Source organism: Anoxybacillus flavithermus (assembly GCF_002742685.1).
GTDB classification, from domain to species: Bacteria; Bacillota; Bacilli; order Bacillales; family Anoxybacillaceae; genus Anoxybacillus; species Anoxybacillus flavithermus_E.
Genome location: NZ_PEDM01000011.1, coordinates 28899 through 48250, shown reverse-complemented (window position 1 = coordinate 48250; position 19352 = coordinate 28899). Strand labels below are relative to the sequence as shown.

Sequence of the window (19352 nt, the reverse complement as noted above, 5' to 3'; positions counted from 1 at the left end):
TCCTATTTCGTCAAGAAGTGCGGGAGAAGGTACTAAACATTCGTTTAAACAATTCCCACATATTTGCTTCTTCTACTTGCTCTTTCGCCACTAAAGGACTTTTCGCGATAACCGCTCCATCTTTTTTCACAACGAGCGTACCTAGCACGTCCCCTTTTTTGACAGGTGCCTTCACTTTTTTATTTAACCTCCACGTTGTTTTCACCGCTTCTGATTTTTCGCCTTTTTTCAACAAAACAGAAACTGGCTCAGATGTCACAGCTGCAATCGATTTTTTCTTTCCTTTGCTGACAGGTAGCAGCGCAATTGTTTCGCCTTTTTTATAAAGCGGCTTCGTTTCATAATGACTAAATGCATAGTCTAACATTTTTGTAATTTGTGCATTCCGCGACTTTGGCGTTGGCGCCCCAAACACGACTGCAATGACGCGCATATTTCCTTTTTTCGCCGTCGCTGTTAAACAATATTTTGCTTCGCTCGTATAGCCTGTTTTTAATCCGTCAACACCGGGATAAAATTTTACAAGCCGATTTGTATTAACGAGCCAAAATTTTTTATCCGAATTTTCTCGTAAGTAATCTTCATACGTACCTGTATATTTTGTAATTAAATCATATTTCAATAGCTCTTTGGCCATAATCGCCATATCATATGCAGTACTATAATGATTTTTCGCTGGTAAACCTGTTGTATTTTCAAATGCAGTATGCTTTAAACCGAGCTGTTTTGCTTTTTCGTTCATCATATGAACGAACGCTTCTTCTGATCCCGCAATTCGTTCCGCTAACGCAACAGACGCATCATTGCCCGATCCGATCGCCACACCCTTTAGCAAATCGTCAACCGTCATTTCTTCTCCTGGTTCAAGAAAAATTTGCGATCCGCCCATCGATGCAGCATATTCACTTGCGCGCACCCGTTCGTCTAACTTTAGCTTCCCTTGATCAATCGCTTCCATAACGAGAAGCATCGTCATAATTTTCGTCATGCTCGCTGGTGGGAGCGGCTCATGGGCATTTTTTTCATACAAAATAGCCCCTGTGTCTCGTTCAATTAAAATGGCTGATCGCGCCTCTGTTGCCAATTCGATTTTCGGTTGTTCCGCATGCACAGATACGATCGGGAAAAATAATAACGTGATGACAAGCACATAAAAAAATCGCTTCATCTCCAACCCTCCATTTCTTTATACTTGCCATCCTTTCCATTTTTTATTTTTTATATACAACTACAACGAATGAAAAAAAGTCGGATCATCCTTTTGTATATAGGACGTCCGACTTGTACATTCACGAAAATGCAATATGAATGGCAGTCAATATTCCAGCAATCGATAGCAAACTAATATGTGCAGCCCGAACAAAACCATTTCTTTTTTGCTTTAAAAGAATAAATCCAACAAGTGCCGCCATCCCTATTAGCATCGTTGCAATACCGCCAACATACTCCCTTATTTCTAGCTTTTCTTCGGATATATACATTAGCACACCGTGGGAGAGCATGAGAAGAAAAGCAATGATACCGGCTCTTATGTGCCATTTCCCTAATATCCTCAACATAAAAATAACGATCGATTGACTTTTGGGGAACATTTTTAAAAAATGATTTGCTTGACGTCTGAAAGGAAAAAGTATCCCAGCAAAAGAAGCGACCATTACAGATCCCCAACCTAGCAGTTCCCCAGCTTCTTCGAACACTTCTTCTTTGCCCTCGCCATATTGCTCATGAAACTCTGTTTTATCGTCATCATCAGCTAAAACAATATGCGACGAATACGCTACAAAATAAAGAGATAAACAAAATAACAACATCATAACAATCGAACTTGCTCGTCTTCCCATTTATTTTCCCTCCGTTTTATGCATGTATTTGTGGAAGTGTGATAATGAACCGACTTCCTTCTCCTACTTTGCTTTGCACAGTGATTGTGCCATCGTGGGCATCGACAATCCATTTGGCGATCGAAAGTCCGATGCCATTTCCTTGCAAATTTCGCGATCGCGATTGATCAACACGGTAAAAACGCTCGAAAATAAAAGGCTGGTGTTCCGGTGGGATCCCTATTCCGGTGTCGCTCACCTCAATTTCCACCTTGCCTTTATCATCACGAACCGTAATCGTTATCTCCCCATTTTCTACGTTATACTTTATCGCGTTATCAAGCAAAATAAACAATAGTTGTGCAATTCTTTCTTTATCTCCGTAGATCACGACATGCTGTGGTACACTCGCATCGCATGTAATCTTTTTTTCTTCAGTTAACATTCGGCATTTTCTCATCCATTCGTCAATCATTGGGGCTAATGCAAATTGCTCTTTTGTAAGGAAAATTGTGTTTGCATCGAAACGGGCGAGCAACAACAAATCGTGAACAAGTTTCGTCATTCTCTTTAATTCATCTTTCATGTCATGAAATATTTGCAAAGAAAAGTCGCTTAGTTTTTTCCGCTCTTCCACTTCAATCACTTCAATCGAAGATTGTAATATGCTTAGCGGTGTTCTAAGTTCGTGAGAAGCATTTGTCACAAAATCTTTTTGGCGTTGAAACGCATTTACAATCGGAATCATCGCTTTTCCAGACATGTAATATCCGAGCCAAATCGAAAGCCCAATAAATAAGACAGCAATGATGCCTAATGCGATTACTAGCACCTTGATAATATCCATTTGCGTCGTAATATTCGTTCCTGTATAAATCGTTCCGATGTGTACACCGTCTTGAAAAACGGGTTTTCCTGATAGAAGAAACGAAATCGTTGTTCCATCGGCCATGTTCATCGTTTCGCGTCGAACTTCTCCATCCCGCGGAATCCAATCAGCGATAAAACGAATTAATTGCTTGCGAATTTCGGGTAAAGACTCATCACCGTTAATAATTTTCCCATCTTTCGTGACAACATAATAAAACATCGGAATTTCTGCGCGATAATCGACCGTATTCTTTTTCGTATGCATCGCATATGGCCGGTTATGTAAATACAAAAGTTCGGAGCGATGTTCTTTATATTCTTCTTCGGCCAATGCAACGACTTGTTGTTCTTGCTTCGTGATGATGAGGGCAGAACCAACGATATAGCTAATAGCTATGAAAGAAATAAGAAAAAAAACCATTAAACTTGTAAATAACAACGTTAGACGAAACCGCATTTGCTTAAACATTCGATTGCCCATGGCTAAACTTGTACCCTACCCCTCGCACATTTTGAATGAGTGTTCCGTCGTCTTCTAATTTTTTTCGCAGTAAGCGAATAAATGAATCGATATTGTTGTTTGAAATTTCTGTGTCTAATCCCCAAACTCGTTCAATCATCACTTCACGTCGCAAAATTTGATTCGGATGGCGCATGAAAAGCTCCATTAACTGAAATTCTCGAGCAGTCAATGGAATCTTTTTATCACCTTTTCGAATGGCATGTTCATGCAAAAGAAGCGACATATTTCCAACCGATAGCTCCTCCGTTTGAAAAGGCTGAACAGCTCGCCGCGATAACGCACGAATACGAGCAAAAAGTTCAGCGAACTCAAACGGCTTGACAATGTAGTCATCCGCTCCATCATCTAACCCCATTACTTTATCTTCAATACCATCTCGCGCTGTTAACATTAAAATCGCGCCGTTAAACCTCTCTTTACGCAACTTTCTACAAATCTCAATTCCGCTTTGATACGGCATCATCCAATCAAGAATGATGAGATCGTAAGTAGTTTGTTTCGCAAAAAAGTACGCATCTTCTCCATTTGTCACCCAATCGACTACATAATTTTCTTTTTTCAACATATGAACAATTAATTTACCAAGCCGCTCATCATCTTCTGCGAGTAAAATGTACATCCCTCTTTACCCCCTATGACGATTGTTGACTGCGTAAAGTAAACGGAATGAAAGAATGATAAAAAAACAGCATAACGTCGCTGTGTACATGATCGTTACCCATCGTTCATTCGTATCTGCTCCAATGAGTATACCGTGGATAGCCGCAAAAAGAAAGCCAGGTAAAATAAGTAAATGAACAACTTTCCATATTGTCCTTCCTACCTTTTTCACTAGATCACTTGTCACAAAGATAAGAAACATAAAATAGAACGATACGATCCCTGAACTTGTTGCGAAAGGGCGATATGAAGCTACGAACGGAATAAAAATTTCTCGCCAAGAAAACGGTTGGTATGAATCAAAATGCAACAACAACCCATGAAAAAAAGCGATTAGAAAAGCGAACCATCCGAACGTTTGATGAGCGAGAAGAATAATAAGACGAACTTGTTTAGAGACAATATTCATTTGCTGCACAAACCCGAAGCAAACGGATAAAAAAAGAAGACAATATGCCGCCAACCCGGCACCGCGAATCCACTCCCAAGTAGAAAATATAGTCATCGTTTAAATCACCATCTTATCGACATGTTTGACGATTGAAGGGGACATGAGCATTTGCTTATTTTGCTTCACAATGACGCAAGCAGCATTCGGAAAATAAGCATTCAACCATCGAATGCCTTCATTTGCCGGCAACATACATAACACTTTGGAAATCACTTCAGCTTCTATAACGCTATAAGCAAAAGCTGTCGCTTGCACAACATCACTACGTGGATTTTGACCCGTTTGTCCATCGATAATGTGGTGAGCGGTTTGACCATTCATTTTCCAGCTTCGATACAAAACGTTTGATGTTGCAACAGCTCCGTTTGACATAATAAAATGGGCGATATCTTCATTTTCGCTAAACGGATTTGCGATACCAATTGTTTTTTGCGACTCTCCCCATATGAACATATCGCCGCCTGCATCGATAAGCCCATCATCCATCCCCAAACGTTTTAATTGTCCATACGCTTGATCAACGCTCCAGCCTTTTCCGATCCCACCGAGATCTATTTCATCCATCGTATGTTTCATTACAGCTTTATTCTGTGGTAAAAAAGAAAGCGAAAGACTTGATGGCATACGATGTACTTTCTTTTCGTATGAATGCACGGTCATTTGTTTTTGAAAAGAGTGAACATATCCCATTTCTTTTAAAACAGTCCCGATGAACGGATTGAAACGAAACTGCGTTCGTATCGCATATTCAAACGCAATATGTAAGACGTCATATAAAATAGGGTGAATGGCAATCACGCTGTTTACTTGCGCTTTATTTAGTCTCGTCAGTTCACTATTGCTTAGAAAACGTGAGCAAATCGCTTCGCAAGTGGCAAACCATTCCCGCATCTGTGTTTGCCAATCGTTCGCTTGGCGTGAACAACTCCCCTCAATTTTGATCGTCGTTCCCATGCCGTGAAAAGTGATCGACTGTTTTCTCTCCATCTTTACGATCTCCTCGTTCGATTTTCAGCTGGCGGTAAAGATTGTCTTCCTTCTTTTGGCGTAACTATGATCGCTTCTTTCGAATATTGAACATCCCAGTTTCCTTCTTCCCAATCTAAAGCTATTAACTGCTTTTCGCGTTGCTCATTGACTTCTTCAGCAATCGTACGTTGCAATTGAGACGGATCATTTAATGGCTCATTCACAAGCCGGAGGCAGGCTGTAAAAACCGCAACACTTCCTAATCCTGTAACCCACTTTACCCATTTGTTCGTACTCATATTTATTCCTCCATATCAATATAGTTCGATTTGTTGTCCCATCCATCGCACTTCGAATCCTAAGCCGTTTGCCAACACGCTAATTGGAATGTACATTTCTCCACCTTCCGAAAATAAAGGGAGAGGCATTGGCGTTTTTTTCATCATCTCGTAAGCGACTCTCGTTCCATTTTTAACAATTAAGTGATGTTCGCTAAACTGAATTTCAGCAATTTGCGAGCGCGAATAAACTGTAACAGAAGCGCCGATATATTTCGCCGTTTCTTCAAGCGGAACGAATATTTGCCCTTTCATCGGAACAGCTACAACATGAATAGGATTTTTCGCTGACATAGCGATTGTAATCGTCTGTCGATTGTTTATCGGCGTGTTTTCATATTCGCTTAGCATTTCTGGATATCTCGACCATTTGTACCAATACTCTTTTCTCACCATCGTTTCTTTCACATCTTTGACACCCTCATATCGGTCATCTTCACGTTCAAAATGACGTTTTTTGTATCCATCATCTTCGTACTGTTCATATTCATCCTCAAACTCGTGTTCCTCGTGATCGTTCTTTTTATACTTGTTGTCATGAGCGTACACGAAAGATGCGAAGCTGTAAGCACTAAACATAAGCATACATACGGCGAAGAAAAAGACTGCCTTTCTCATCGCTATTCCTCCTTATTTACACCGTTTTACGTCTATTGTAGACATTTATTATGAAAAGAAAATGAAAAAACCTGAAGGAACGAATCCTTCAGGTTACGAAATTTTATCGTAAATTAATGTTGGTGCTTGAACTGGTGTCGCTGAAATACGAATGTTTTCATATAGTTTTTGTTTTACATCATCAATTTGTTCGCGGTTGCTGTAAATCGTAACGAGCGATTCCCCTTTTTTCACGGCATCGCCAACTTTTTTACGAAGCACTAAACCGACCGCTAAGTCAATTGTCGATTCTTTCGTTGCACGACCGGCACCGAGCCACATTGCTGCTGTTCCGACTGCATCTGCGACAATTTCTGATACGTATCCATCTTCTTTTGCTTCAAGTTCAATGACGTATTTCGCTTGTGGCAATTTGCTTGGGTCATCAACGACAGATGCATCGCCACCTTGTGCAGCTAAAAACGTTTTAAATGTTTGAAGTGCGGAGCCATCTTTCATTGCTCTTTCTAACATATGACGAGCTTCTTCAAGCGAAGATGCTTTTTCCGCTAAATATACCATATGACTTCCAAGCACTAAGCAAAGCTCTTGTAAATCTTCTGGACCTTCCCCTTTTAACGTATCGATCGCTTCTTTTACTTCGAGGGCGTTTCCGATCGCATAACCGAGCGGCTGGCTCATATCGGAAATAATCGCCATCGTTTTACGTCCAACACGGTTTCCAATATCGACCATCGCTTTCGCTAATGCTTTCGCATCGTTTAAATCTTTCATAAACGCGCCCGCACCTGTTTTTACGTCTAACACGATCGCATCTGCACCGGCTGCAATTTTTTTGCTCATAATCGATGAAGCGATTAACGGAATGCTATTGACCGTTGCTGTTACATCGCGAAGCGCATACAATTTTTTATCGGCTGGCGTTAAGTTGCCAGACTGACCGACAACCGCAATTTTATTTTTATTTACAAGTTCAATAAATTCATCGTTGCTAATTTCAACGTGAAATCCTGGCACAGATTCTAGTTTATCAATTGTTCCGCCTGTGTGACCAAGGCCGCGACCAGACATTTTTGCAACCGGAACGCCGACAGATGCAACAAGTGGACCTAACACTAACGTTGTTGTATCACCCACACCGCCCGTTGAGTGTTTGTCAACTTTAATTCCTTCAATTCTTGAAAGGTCAATCGTATCACCTGAATGTACCATCGCCATCGTTAATTCCGCCGTCTCTTCTTCGTTCATGCCGCGGAAAAAAATCGCCATCGCTAGTGCGCTCATTTGATAGTCAGGAATGTCACCTTTTGTATAGCCTTCAATAATAAATTGAATTTCTTCCTTCGTTAACGCATGACCGTCTCGTTTTTTCTCAATTAAATCGACCATTCTCATCGCCATTCACCTTCTCGTTTATTTTTTCGCCATGTTGCGCACGATTGCTTTTACAAATCGTAAAAAGTCAGCTTTTACTTTTTCTGTCGTTTCGATCACTTCATCATGTGTGAGCGGCTGATCTAAAATGCCGGCAGCCATATTGGAAATGCACGAAATGCCTAACACTTCCATTCCTCCATGGCGAGCAACGATCACTTCAGGCACAGTGGACATACCGACTGCATCGCCGCCCATGACGCGAATCATACGAATTTCTGCTGGTGTTTCGTATGCTGGACCTGTATTGGCGACATATACCCCTTCGCGCACACGCAATCCAATTTCATTCGCCACATCTTTCGCGAGTTGACGAAGTCGTTTGCTATATGCTTCCGACATGTCTGGGAAGCGCACACCAAGTGCAGCATCGTTCGGACCGATCAGCGGATTGCCACCCATGTTATTAATATGATCTGAAATAATCATTAAATCGCCTGGTTCAAACGATTCATTTACACCGCCTGCCGCATTTGTCACAATTAATTGTTCAACACCGAGCGCTTTCATCACGCGTACAGGGAATGTTACCTTTTCAAAACTGTACCCTTCATAATAATGGAATCGCCCTTGCATCACGATGACAGTCGCACCTTCTAACTGGCCATATACAAGTTGACCGGCATGCCCTTCGACTGTCGATACAGGGAAATTTGGAATATCACTGTACGAAATTTTAATCGCTTGTTCAATTTCATCTGCCAACACACCTAAACCAGAACCAAGAATTAAGCCGATTTGCGGTGAAGTTGGAAACTTTTCTTTTAAAAATTGTGCCGCTTGTTCAATTGCTGCTCGATTCATTTTGTCACGCTCCTTATTTCAACTCATGTAAAAAACTCGTTCCGTATTTCGGCATATTTACACGAAAGTTTTCCGCAATTGTTGCTCCAACGTCTGCAAACGTTTCACGCAACGGAAGTTGTTTTCCTTCGTTCATGCTCGGACTATAAACGAGAAGGGGAACATATTCGCGCGTATGGTCGGTTCCATGATGAATCGGGTCATTTCCATGGTCTGCCGTAATAATTAATAAATCGTCTTCTTTTAAACGTTCAAACACTTCTGGTAAACGGGCATCAAACTCTTCTAACGCATCTCCGTATCCTTTTGGGTCGCGACGATGACCGTATAATGCATCGAAATCAACAAGATTCACAAAGCTGAGCCCTGTAAAGTCCATTTGTAACGTATCGACTAATTTGTCCATTCCGTCCATATTTGATTTTGTGCGCAACGTTTGTGTCACACCTTCGTTATCGTAAATATCAGCAATTTTACCGATGGCGATCACGTCGTAACCTGCATCTTGTAATTCATTCATTACCGTACGACCAAACGGTTTTAACGCATAATCGTGACGATTCGCTGTCCGTTGGAAGCTTCCTGGCTTCCCGATGAATGGACGAGCAATGACGCGACCGACCATATATTTTTCATCAAGCGTCAATTCACGCGCAATTTTACAAATACGATACAATTCTTCTAACGGAATAATTTCTTCATGCGCTGCGATTTGTAACACTGAGTCGGCTGACGTATATACAATAAGCGCACCTGTTTCCATATGTTCAGGGCCGAGCTCATCAATAATCGCTGTGCCACTTGCTGGTTTATTCCCAATCACTTTTCTTCCTGTTCGTTTTTCTAATTCATCAATCAGCTCTTTTGGAAATCCGTCAGGAAATACTTGAAACGGCGTATCAATGCGAAGCCCCATTAACTCCCAATGTCCTGTCATTGTATCTTTTCCAGCCGACGCTTCTTGCATTTTTGTATAGTACGCAAGCGGTTTGTCCGCTTTCGCCACTCCTTTTATTTCACGAATATTGCTTAACCCAAGCTTCGCCATGTTCGGCATGTTCAAGCCGCCGCGATGTTCGGCAATATGTCCAAGTGTATCTGCACCTTTATCATTATATTTTTCAGCATCTGGCGCTTCGCCAATTCCAACTGAATCCATCACAATTAAAAATACACGTTTATATGTAGGCTTCACCTTTTTACCTCCTCAATCGCTTCATTCGCTTTATAGCATACCCACCATAAAACAAAATCACGCATCGTTCATATTTGTCAGAAGTCTGACAACTAAATTATAAAACGTTTTCATAATGAATTGCAATAAAAAAACTGTGACAAATCATCGTCACAGTTTTATGCTCTCGGATGAAACTGCTTGTACACGTCTTTTAAACGCGTTTTCGTGACGTGCGTATAAATTTGCGTCGTTGAAATATCGGCATGCCCGAGCATTTCTTGCACCGCTCGTAAATCTGCCCCATTTTCTAATAAATGTGTCGCAAATGAATGACGCAACGTATGAGGAGTTAATTGTTTTTGAATGTTTGCTTCTTGAGCGAGTCGTTTTAAAATTTTCCAACATCCTTGTCGTGTCAAACGCTCACCATGATGATTTAAAAATAACGCGTCTGTCGTTCCTTTTTTTCGTTGCAACAGCTCTGGACGACCTTGTTCTATATACCGTTTTAATGCTTCTGTCGCCATTTTCCCAATCGGAACGATGCGCTCTTTTCGCCCTTTTCCGTAACAACGAATAAACCCCATTGTTAAATGAACATCGGATATGTTTAATTGAATAAGCTCGCTCACGCGCATACCGGTCGCATACAGCAACTCTAGCATCGCCTTATCCCGAATGCTAAATGGGGTATTTTGTTTCGGTGCTTCCAATAACGCTTCAACTTCCGCCATCGACAACACGTTTGGCAATTTTCGCGGCAGTTGCGGTGTTTCAATATGAACAGTCGGATCTTGGTCGACTACTTTTTCACGTAATAAAAATTGATGAAATGACCGAACAGACGCCAGATGGCGCGCAATCGTTTTTGGTGAGCTTCCTTTTTCTTTTAAAAACTTTAAAAATTGCATAATATGAAAACGGGTTACATTGTTCCAACTACACAGTTGTTCGACTTTTTGCAAATATTGAACATATTTTTTTAAGTCGCGCTCATATGACACAATCGTGTTATGAGCTAAATTTCGTTCTACAATTAAATAGTGAATAAAATCTTTTACTTGATCTTCCACACGCATCCTACTCCCCGTTTTGATAAAAAAACAACAGTCGATCGAGCCAACTCGTTTCTTGTCGTTCCGTCGTTGATACTTTCACAGCTGATCCCATCGGCTCGTCGTAACGACGGTAATAGTTATATTCCTCGCTCATCCATACAATACTATAATAAAATAAAATCGTACATCCCGTAAATAAAAGAAACACTTTTAGCACGTCAACCATTCTTCTCATCGCATACCTCCGTCAACTGTCATATAGTAAGAGGATATGCCCGTTTCATCGCATTTTATACATAAATGAAAAAACCTTTTCATAGACGAAAAGGTTTACTGTTCTTCATGCTTCTCTTGACAACGGTAACAAATGCCGTGAAATGTTAAACGGTGATCTTTAATTTTAAAATTCCAATCCCGCTCTACAATCGCTTCAACGTCTTCTAATAAATCTTCTTGAATTTCATCGACCGCTCCACATTCAATGCACACTAAATGATGATGAAAATGCGCCGCACCTTCCTTACGAAGATCGTAGCGGGAAACGCCATCCCCAAAGTTAATTTTATCGACAATTTTCAATTCTGTTAATAGCTCCAACGTGCGATATACTGTCGCTAACCCTATTTCCGGTGCTTTTTCTTTCACGAGGAGGTAAACATCTTCCGCGCTTAAATGATCTTCCTCATGTTCAAGCAACACACGTACCGTCGCTTCCCGTTGCGGCGTTAATTTATAGCTTGCGGCATGCAATTGTTTTTTAATTCGTTCAAGGCGACCTTCCATTGTTATTCCCTCCCTCGTTACTCATTCTCATTATAACAAAAGAAAGGAACGTGTCAAAATAAAATGATTATAAACTGATAAATAAAATGATTATTAAATAATAATTATTTCTCTATTAATTCAACAACTTCTTTCATGAGCAACGGGGATACGTATGCTTCAAGTGAAGATGCAAACACTAATGCGATGCTAAACGATAACATGACAAACGTATAGCGAAGCATCGCTCGAAAAATTGGTTCGTTCGTTCGTTTCACAAATTGATGTCGAATCATTTTTAAAGAAAATGAAATCGATACAGCGGCCATTATAATAAAAATGGGAACGAGAATAATATTTTGTGGGACGACGGAGACGAAAGCTAGCAAAAATCCGTTCCATCCCATTTGATTAACTAAAAATCCAACAGTAAAACCGACAACAAGCCCTTTTAAAAATAATAAAATTAAAATAAGTGGTAACCCTACAAGCGACATTGCTAAAATCCACATCAACCCAATATATTTTAAATTTTGTAAAAAACTTTCTTTCCATACGTCATGCGCACTTGCAATATGTCCCGCGGACACTTGTCCAAAAAAATTCGTTAAATAATAATATAAATCTTGTTTTTGGTTGAAACTTAAACTATTGACAACAATCGCGCCAAAAACAACGCCCATCACAAAAAGAACGACGGTAAACACATATGTCGTATAATGCTCTTGTACATGCTGGCCCCATGTTGTCGTCCATGATCGCTTTCTCATCGCTCCATCCCCCTACACGTTCTGTTACTACATTGTATGGGAAAAGGAGCGTGATATGACAAAAAGCGGTCGGGATGACCGCTTTACGCCTGCAATTGCCAATATAAAAGAGCATAAATCGTTTTTGCATCGTAAATTTGCTTTTCTTCGACCATGTTTAGTGCTTCTTCTAACGTCACTTCGAGCACATCGACAAACTCGTCATCATCGAGCATTTGCTTTTCGCTTTTTTTCGTTAGTCCTTTAGCAAGAAATATATGTACTAATTCATCCGCAAATCCTGGGGAAGTGTAAAAAGAGTGAAGCGGCTCCATTTTCTCGCATACGTATCCCGTTTCTTCCTCGAGTTCACGTTTCGCTGTTTCAAGCGGTTCTTCCCCTTTTTCTAGCTTTCCTGCTGGAATTTCAACAAGCACTCGCTCCAACGCTTTTCGATATTGACGAACGAGCACAATTTTATTTTCTTCTGTGATCGCAAGCACCGCAACCGCTCCAGGATGCTTGACAATTTCACGCTTGCTCGTTTCTCCGTTTGGCAACAACACATCTTCCACATATACGTCAATCACTTTTCCAGAAAAAATGCGCTTTTGATTTATCGTTTTTTCATATAAATGATCCATCTTTTCACCACCATGTCATTTTTCATTTCCATTGTACTACATGAACAAAGACAAATGGAAAACTTATTCGTTATAATGATGAAAAAGGAGTGGGAACATGAAGAAACGAAAGCTCGGACATTCGAACTTATATGTGAGTGAAATTGGGTTTGGATGTATGTCGCTCGGTACATCGGAAAGCGAGGCAATTCGTATCATTCACGAAGCGATCGATCAAGGCGTCAACTACTTCGATACAGCCGATCTATATGATCGTGGGCTAAATGAAGAAATTGTTGGAAAAGCGCTAAAAGGGAAACGCCACGATGTCATCGTTGCAACGAAAGTAGGGAATCGTTGGACAGAACAAGGAGATGGCTGGATGTGGGATCCGTCAAAAGCATATATAAAAGAAGCGGTGAAGCATAGCCTGCGACGATTACAAACCGATTATATTGATGTATATCAACTACATGGTGGGACAATTGATGATCCGATCGATGAAACAATTGAGGCGTTTGAGGAATTGCAACAAGAAGGCGTGATTCGCTATTACGGCATTTCCTCTATGCGCCCAAACGTCATTCGCGAATACGTCAAACGCTCGCGCATCGTTTCTATTATGATGCCGTATAGTTTACTTGATCGCCGTGCTGAAGAATGGTTTCCGCTTTTGAAGCAACATCACGTTAGCGTCATTGCTCGCGGACCGCTAGCAAAAGGATTATTAACTGAACGTCCGATCGAACGAGCAAGCGAAAATACGAAACAACACGGCTATGTCGATTATTCATTTGCCGAGTTAGTGACGCTCATTCCAAAATTAAAAGCGGTTGCTCCGAACGAAACGCTTACAACGATTGCCCTTCGTTTTTGTTTAGCTCATGATGCAGTTGCCACTGTCGTTCCAGGCGCAAGCCGATTATCGCAACTAATCGAAAACGTCGCTGCTCAATCAGTCACATTGAGCGATGAACAAATGGCTTTATTAAAACAACTTACAAAACAAACGATGTTTACTGATCATCGGTAACCGAGGGTGTTCGCCCTCGGTTATTTAAATTTTCGCCAATCTAAGTCACTTTCTTCTAACCATTCGGCAAACGTTTTATTTTTTTCTCGCCTACGAGCTTCTTCCTTCCGCTTTGCTTCCTCTTCTTCTTTTCGTTTTTGTTCTTCCTCTTGCAGTTGCTTTTGTTTTTGCTTAAGCTGTTCGACCAATTGCTCATTTAATCGATCTTTTAGCATAAACATCCCTCTCTTTCTCCAAACTAATAAAGAACAAACGTAAAGGAGTGAACTGTCATGACAAAAAATAAAAGCCAAAAAGGAAAAACGACAGCCGATACCGTTCGTCCTGTGATTGCTAAAGAGGAATTAGAAAAAGCGATTCATCCGACAAAGCGTCAAAATTCTCCGCAATAAGAAGGGGGGCACTCGTCCCCTTACAAAATATCTGTAATACGCGGCATATGTTGTTCGATCCACGCAAGCGCTTCATCTAACTGTACGAACGATTGTGTTTCAAATGTCATCTCATCCTGCAGTAACCAAACATCCCGTTCGTCGTTTGAAAATCCTGCAACGGACCAATGAAGTAAGCTATATGGATGGTTATTGTACAAAAACGACACCCATGTTTTTTCTTTTGCTATTTTCCGAAGACGGTTCACTTGATCATTCACAACTATCACTCTTTCTATGTCAATTACGTATACATCCCTATTTTAACCCAATATTGTAAAATAAGAAAAGAGCACTTCTAAAACAAAAAAAGTTGCGATCTCTATAGGAACAAGATAGTATATACGATATAAGGTATACAAGGAGGTGGAATATATGGCGAAAGTGCAAATTAAAGTGATGGATAACGGTTCATTTCGTGTGACCGGAGATGTTGAATTAATTGATATGGAAGGAAACAAGTTTGAAACAAAAGAAACATTTTCCCTCTGTCGTTGCGGGCTCTCACAAAACATGCCGTTTTGTGATGCTGCCCATAAAGGAAAATTTGAATCAGTTGTTCGCGCACCGAAAAACGAATAAGCCCGGCTTTTATTCCGGGCTTTTTACTTTGTTAGCGCTCCATAAGCGACATGCGCGGATTCAATATTTGATTCGGGCTTTTTAATTGAAAACAGCCTGCTCCATCGACAACATCAATCGTCATTTGTTCATCAAAAAAAATGAGCCGATGTTTTTCCAGCCAAATCGGCATATCGTTTGTTTCAATCGCTACATCATGTTCGTCTAATTGATCGACAAGCAGTAACATAGGCACTCCATTTACAGCACATCCACAATCATCTGTATCGTATGTCAGCTTGACGTGCTTGTTTCCACGAACACGATGAAGCTGTTGGATTGCTCGTTTTGTTATCGTAATTTTCACCATTTACACCTCGCTTACTTTTTTAAAAACGCTTGTTTTCCGACTTTTTCGATAAGCGCCGGGAACAATTGATACAATCGACTTCCTATATGCATCCAAAACGGCAAGTTCACTTCGCGCGTCGGAGTAAGCATCACATCAACGATGCGCTTTGCGACAAATTCAGGGCGAAGCATCCATCGTTTCACGTTTTTCACATATTCTCCAGACGTATCAGCAACAGTAAAAAAGTTTGTTTCAATAGGTCCAGGGTTGATAGCCGTCACATAAATGCCGTACATGGACGCTTCCATTCGCAAGCTATTTGTAAATCCAAGGACAGCATGTTTTGTTGCAGCATATACGCTCGATTTCGGCGTCGCCATTTTTCCTGCTTGAGATGCGACATTAATAATGTGTCCCGATCGTTTTTTCATCATATGTGTGTACACTTTTTTTGTACATGCGATCAATCCAAGCACGTTGACATCAAACATTTGCTTCGCTTCCGAGAGATCGATATGCTCGACATATCGAAACACACCGAACCCAGCATTATTGACGAGAATATCGATATCGACAGACGCGAGTAATCGATCAAATACAACATCTACTTCCTCTTGGTTACTGACATCTAACTGTTCATATAAGCAAGACATGCCGTACGTTTGTTCAATATGTTGCGCGATTTGCGCCAACTTTTCTTTTGAGCGGGCGAGCAATATCGGTATTCCTCCACGCTTCGCTACTTCGTATGCAATTTGTTCGCCAATGCCGCTCGACGCTCCTGTAATAACGACGTATTTCCCTTTTAGCTTCATGATCTCACCACTTCGTACATATATATTTGACCGTCTTTTTCTTTTCTCACTGCTCCAATTGCTTCTAAATAATCGAGTTGACCGATCGTTTCGGACATCGTCAATAAAAATTCACGTTCATATACGGACGGAAAAAGCGCGCGACATACGTCAAATGCTGTCATTGGTTTTTCACTTAACAATTGCCATACGTATTGTGCACGCTCTTTTTGTTTTTCAAGCCGCTTTTCGACCAGTGATGCAACATCTGTCACATCTTCTCCATGTCCTGTAACAATTGTGGCAATGTCGTAATTCAGTAGTTTTTTTAATGAATCGTTATATTGCAAAAGTGGTTTTGGGCGCTCTTGTTCACCGATCGCAGGCGGCTCTAACAACGGATTGGATGAAATGGTCGCTAACAAATGATCTCCTCCGATCATCAAGCCGTCTGCTTCCCGATATAATACAATATGACTTTGCGCGTGACCTGGCGTTTCGATCACTGTCCATCCTTCGATCATATCTCCTTCTTTCACCTCTTGAGTGAGCGAGCGCTCGCACGAAAAACGGAGAGAACGTCGAAAGTTCCCAAGTTTCGCTATTCCTTCTTCACCAATTCCACATTCAATTAAAAATTGCTCAAAATATTGTTGATGCCATGCAAAAAAAGCAGCATCTTTTGCAATCCAAGGGGCCGCTTTGCGATGGCCAATAACAGGAAGCGACGATGGTAAATAGTCGAGTAAACCGACGTGATCGGGATGGTGATGAGTAATGATGACTTGCTCAATATCTTCCGGTTCATAGCCGAGTGCGCGTAATTCACGAACGAAGACATGCCATGCTTCTTCCGTTTTCACCCCAGCATCAATAAGCGTTAAACGGTCTCCTTTGACAATATACATATTGACATCGCCAACGGCAAATGGCGTTGGGACGACAATGCGATGCAACTGTTCCATTTTTTTCGGCTCCTTCATTATATCATCATAACTTTTCGTTTCGTCTGTTTATCAGTTTACACTTATTTTTTTCGTTTGTCATTTATTTTTATTTATTTATTAAAAAATTCAGAAAATAAAACTTTATAACCTATTGACAACAAGCTTGTCTTTCATGCATAATTGCAAACAAATCATATATACATGAAGCGATGAATAGGGCCAGTACATGATAAACGGTAACAAGAGAGTGAAACCCGTTGGCTGAAAGGTTTCATTACCCTCTTTATCATGGAACCTACCCTATGAGCAGTTAGGCAAACCTAACCGTCTTGCCGACGATACCGGCATAAGAGGTGGGCACATTGTGCCAACAAAGGTGGTACCGCGGAAATAAAGACCTTTCCGTCCTTTATCGGACGAAAGGTCTTTTTTATTTTGAGATGAGGAGGAGAAAAGATGAGCAAAGAAACAACCATTACGTTTCTTGGGGCAGGATCGATGGCAGAGGCGCTTATTTCAGGGGTAGTCAAAACGTTATATGAACCAACGCAAATCATCGTGACGAATCGCTCGAATGGCGAACGTCTTCAATATTTGCAGCAAACATACGGGGTGCGAACAGAAATTAATAAAGAAAAAGCAGTGAAAGAAGCGGATATCGTGATTTTAGCGATGAAACCGAAAGACGTCGCCGAAAGCCTTACGCCAATTGCGCACGCTTTTTGCGAACAACAGCTCATTATTTCTTTACTTGCTGGAGTGACGACCGATACAATTACATCGTTCATCGGAAAAAAAATGCCTGTCATTCGTGCCATGCCAAATACATCGGCAGCCATTCGAAAATCAGCGACTGCCCTTTCATCCGGTCGCTATGCGTCAGATGACCATTTAGCGGTCGCCAAAAAGCTATTTGAAACAGTCGGCATCGCCACAGTCGTGGAAGAACAGCATTTGCATGCCGTCACAGGACTATCTGGAAGCGGACCAGCGTACGTTTATTATTTAGTTGAAGCGATGGAAAAAGCAGCAGATGAAATTGGACTTGAGCGCGAGATTGCCAAAGAGCTTATTTTACAGACAATTATCGGCGCGGCTCATATGCTAAAAGCAACGAATAAACATCCGTACGTGCTGCGCAAAGAAGTCACAAGCCCAGGCGGAACGACAGAAGCTGGCATTGGCGTGCTTGAGCGCTATCGCTATCAAGAGGCGATGGTCGCCTGCATTAAACGAGCGACGGAACGATCCAAAGAGCTTGGAGAGGCACTCCTTTCCTCCGTCCAGTAGTGCAAGTTGTTTTTCTTTTCCAAATACCCATGGTATCATTTGTTATGAAACATACTATGGGAGGGAGTAGACATGTTATTTTCACCATATACGATTCGAGACGTCACATTAAAAAACCGCATCGTGATGTCGCCGATGTGCATGTATGCATGCGACCGTGAAGACGGAACGGTACACAACTGGCATCTCATCCATTATCCGACGCGAGCCGTCGGGCAAGTCGGACTCATTATTGTCGAAGCGACAGCGGTAACACCGCAAGGGAGAATTTCTGCCCGCGATTTAGGGATTTGGGACGACAACCACATCGACGGATTGCAGACGCTTACGATGCTCGTTCATGAACAAAGGGCAAAAATCGGCATTCAGCTTGCCCATGCGGGACGAAAAGCAATGGTTGCAGGAGAAATCGTTGCACCATCGCCACTTCCGTTTGATGAAACGATGCCGACGCCAAAAGAAATGACAAAAGCCGATATTGAAGAAACGATTCATGCGTTTCAACAAGGTGCACGTCGCGCTAAGGAAGCTGGATTTGATGTCATCGAAATTCACGCCGCTCACGGTTATTTAATTAACGAGTTTTTATCGCCGCTCACAAACAAACGAACAGATGAATACGGTGGAGAAAACCGTTACCGCTTTTTAAGCGAAGTGATTGAAGCGGTAAAAGAAGTATGGGACGGTCCGCTATTTGTTCGCATTTCTGCTTCCGACTATCACCCAGACGGTTTAACGGTGAACGACTACGTCGAATATGCCAAACGCATGAAAGCGCAAGGCGTTGACCTCATTGATGTTAGCTCTGGCGCTGTCGTTCCAGCAAAAATTCATGCGTACCCAGGCTATCAAGTGCCGTTTGCGGAAACGATTCGCCGTGAGGCAGACGTCGCGACTGGTGCTGTCGGACTTATTACGTCAGGCTTACAGGCAGAAGAAATTTTACGCAACGGCCGCGCCGATTTGATTTTTATCGGTCGCGAGCTTCTTCGCAACCCATATTGGCCAAAAACAGCGGCAAACGAACTAGGCATATCGCTTGAAGCACCGAAGCCATATGTCAGAGGGTGGTAAAACACAACAAAGGA

Annotated in this window: 25 protein-coding genes; 4 read left to right on the top strand and 21 right to left on the bottom strand. The window is 41.5% G+C overall.

Annotation, left to right across the window (positions count from 1 at the left end; translation table 11 throughout):
* Positions 1-10: 10 nt before the first annotated feature.
* The 16 genes from CS060_RS07010 to CS060_RS06935 form a co-directional block, all read right to left on the bottom strand.
* Entirely contained in the window at positions 11-1168 is a 1158-nt protein-coding gene (locus CS060_RS07010) for a D-alanyl-D-alanine carboxypeptidase family protein (RefSeq protein WP_099668814.1), read from the bottom strand.
* 121 nt (positions 1169-1289) lie between these two features.
* The gene (locus CS060_RS07005) at positions 1290-1841 is read right to left on the bottom strand and encodes a hypothetical protein (RefSeq protein ID WP_035047793.1); all 552 of its coding nucleotides are present in this window, start codon (positions 1839-1841) and stop codon (positions 1290-1292) included.
* 16 nt (positions 1842-1857) lie between these two features.
* Positions 1858-3159 (bottom strand): sensor histidine kinase, encoded by a 1302-nt coding sequence (locus CS060_RS07000; RefSeq protein WP_231563586.1) that lies wholly within the window; start codon positions 3157-3159, stop codon positions 1858-1860.
* Positions 3152-3832 carry a response regulator transcription factor gene (locus CS060_RS06995; RefSeq protein WP_035047798.1) on the bottom strand — a complete coding sequence of 227 codons (681 nt, stop codon included), beginning with the start codon at positions 3830-3832 and terminating at the stop codon, positions 3152-3154. The genes CS060_RS07000 and CS060_RS06995 overlap by 8 nt, the downstream gene beginning before the upstream one ends.
* Before the next feature lie 6 nt (positions 3833-3838).
* Entirely contained in the window at positions 3839-4378 is a 540-nt protein-coding gene (locus CS060_RS06990) for a ferric reductase-like transmembrane domain-containing protein (protein WP_099668813.1), read from the bottom strand.
* Between the two features lie 3 nt (positions 4379-4381).
* On the bottom strand, positions 4382-5311 hold the full coding sequence (locus tag CS060_RS06985) for an FAD:protein FMN transferase (RefSeq protein ID WP_035047801.1): 930 nt from the start codon (positions 5309-5311) through the stop codon (positions 4382-4384).
* Between the two features lie 2 nt (positions 5312-5313).
* On the bottom strand, positions 5314-5592 hold the full coding sequence (locus CS060_RS06980; protein WP_035047803.1) for a hypothetical protein: 279 nt from the start codon (positions 5590-5592) through the stop codon (positions 5314-5316).
* 15 nt (positions 5593-5607) lie between these two features.
* The gene (locus CS060_RS06975) at positions 5608-6249 is read right to left on the bottom strand and encodes a stalk domain-containing protein (protein ID WP_099668812.1); all 642 of its coding nucleotides are present in this window, start codon (positions 6247-6249) and stop codon (positions 5608-5610) included.
* A 93-nt stretch (positions 6250-6342) separates the two neighbouring features.
* A complete protein-coding gene (locus CS060_RS06970; protein ID WP_035047805.1) occupies positions 6343-7644 on the bottom strand; it encodes a pyrimidine-nucleoside phosphorylase in 1302 nt (433 codons plus the stop codon).
* Positions 7645-7662: 18 nt separating this feature from the next.
* Positions 7663-8487, bottom strand: a complete 825-nt coding sequence (locus CS060_RS06965) for a purine-nucleoside phosphorylase (RefSeq protein ID WP_035047807.1) — start codon at positions 8485-8487, stop codon at positions 7663-7665.
* Between the two features lie 13 nt (positions 8488-8500).
* Positions 8501-9682 carry a phosphopentomutase gene (deoB, locus tag CS060_RS06960; RefSeq protein ID WP_035047809.1) on the bottom strand — a complete coding sequence of 394 codons (1182 nt, stop codon included), beginning with the start codon at positions 9680-9682 and terminating at the stop codon, positions 8501-8503.
* A 158-nt stretch (positions 9683-9840) separates the two neighbouring features.
* Positions 9841-10737: a site-specific tyrosine recombinase XerD gene (gene xerD, locus CS060_RS06955; RefSeq protein ID WP_099668815.1), complete on the bottom strand. Its 897-nt coding sequence runs from the start codon at positions 10735-10737 to the stop codon at positions 9841-9843.
* A gap of 7 nt (positions 10738-10744) precedes the next feature.
* On the bottom strand, positions 10745-10957 hold the full coding sequence (locus CS060_RS06950) for a YqzK family protein (protein WP_035047811.1): 213 nt from the start codon (positions 10955-10957) through the stop codon (positions 10745-10747).
* Positions 10958-11052: 95 nt separating this feature from the next.
* Complete coding sequence (gene fur / locus CS060_RS06945) at positions 11053-11505, bottom strand: ferric iron uptake transcriptional regulator (protein WP_035047813.1); 453 nt, start codon at positions 11503-11505, stop codon at positions 11053-11055.
* 104 nt (positions 11506-11609) lie between these two features.
* Positions 11610-12254 (bottom strand): stage II sporulation protein M, encoded by a 645-nt coding sequence (spoIIM, locus tag CS060_RS06940; protein ID WP_035047815.1) that lies wholly within the window; start codon positions 12252-12254, stop codon positions 11610-11612.
* A gap of 83 nt (positions 12255-12337) precedes the next feature.
* Positions 12338-12877, bottom strand: a complete 540-nt coding sequence (locus CS060_RS06935) for an NUDIX hydrolase (RefSeq protein ID WP_099668811.1) — start codon at positions 12875-12877, stop codon at positions 12338-12340.
* A 97-nt stretch (positions 12878-12974) separates the two neighbouring features.
* Between CS060_RS06935 and CS060_RS06930 the strand changes: the two genes are divergently transcribed.
* Positions 12975-13889, top strand: a complete 915-nt coding sequence (locus CS060_RS06930) for an aldo/keto reductase (RefSeq protein WP_035047817.1) — start codon at positions 12975-12977, stop codon at positions 13887-13889.
* A 20-nt stretch (positions 13890-13909) separates the two neighbouring features.
* Here CS060_RS06930 and CS060_RS06925 read toward each other — a convergent pair whose 3' ends face one another.
* Positions 13910-14110 carry a DUF3886 domain-containing protein gene (locus tag CS060_RS06925; RefSeq protein WP_035047819.1) on the bottom strand — a complete coding sequence of 67 codons (201 nt, stop codon included), beginning with the start codon at positions 14108-14110 and terminating at the stop codon, positions 13910-13912.
* 191 nt (positions 14111-14301) lie between these two features.
* A complete protein-coding gene (locus CS060_RS06920) occupies positions 14302-14541 on the bottom strand; it encodes a YqkC family protein (RefSeq protein ID WP_035047821.1) in 240 nt (79 codons plus the stop codon).
* A 154-nt stretch (positions 14542-14695) separates the two neighbouring features.
* Here CS060_RS06920 and CS060_RS06915 point away from each other — a divergent pair, with 154 nt between their 5' ends.
* Positions 14696-14902, top strand: a complete 207-nt coding sequence (locus CS060_RS06915) for a CDGSH iron-sulfur domain-containing protein (protein WP_035047823.1) — start codon at positions 14696-14698, stop codon at positions 14900-14902.
* Between the two features lie 31 nt (positions 14903-14933).
* Here CS060_RS06915 and CS060_RS06910 read toward each other — a convergent pair whose 3' ends face one another.
* Genes CS060_RS06910 through CS060_RS06900 form a run of 3 tightly spaced genes read right to left on the bottom strand, consistent with a single transcriptional unit; the run spans position 14934 to position 16992 of the window.
* Positions 14934-15251: an iron-sulfur cluster biosynthesis family protein gene (locus CS060_RS06910; RefSeq protein ID WP_099668810.1), complete on the bottom strand. Its 318-nt coding sequence runs from the start codon at positions 15249-15251 to the stop codon at positions 14934-14936.
* Positions 15252-15262: 11 nt separating this feature from the next.
* Positions 15263-16048, bottom strand: a complete 786-nt coding sequence (locus CS060_RS06905; RefSeq protein ID WP_035047825.1) for an SDR family NAD(P)-dependent oxidoreductase — start codon at positions 16046-16048, stop codon at positions 15263-15265.
* A complete protein-coding gene (locus CS060_RS06900) occupies positions 16045-16992 on the bottom strand; it encodes an MBL fold metallo-hydrolase (RefSeq protein WP_035047828.1) in 948 nt (315 codons plus the stop codon). Before CS060_RS06900 ends, CS060_RS06905 begins: the two co-directional genes overlap by 4 nt.
* Positions 16993-17430: 438 nt before the next feature.
* Here CS060_RS06900 and proI point away from each other — a divergent pair, with 438 nt between their 5' ends.
* Both proI and namA read left to right on the top strand, forming a co-directional pair.
* The gene (gene proI, locus CS060_RS06895; protein ID WP_035047830.1) at positions 17431-18264 is read left to right on the top strand and encodes a pyrroline-5-carboxylate reductase ProI; all 834 of its coding nucleotides are present in this window, start codon (positions 17431-17433) and stop codon (positions 18262-18264) included.
* Positions 18265-18336: 72 nt separating this feature from the next.
* Positions 18337-19338 carry an NADPH dehydrogenase NamA gene (namA, locus tag CS060_RS06890; protein ID WP_035047831.1) on the top strand — a complete coding sequence of 334 codons (1002 nt, stop codon included), beginning with the start codon at positions 18337-18339 and terminating at the stop codon, positions 19336-19338.
* The last annotated feature ends 14 nt before the right edge of the window (positions 19339-19352 follow it).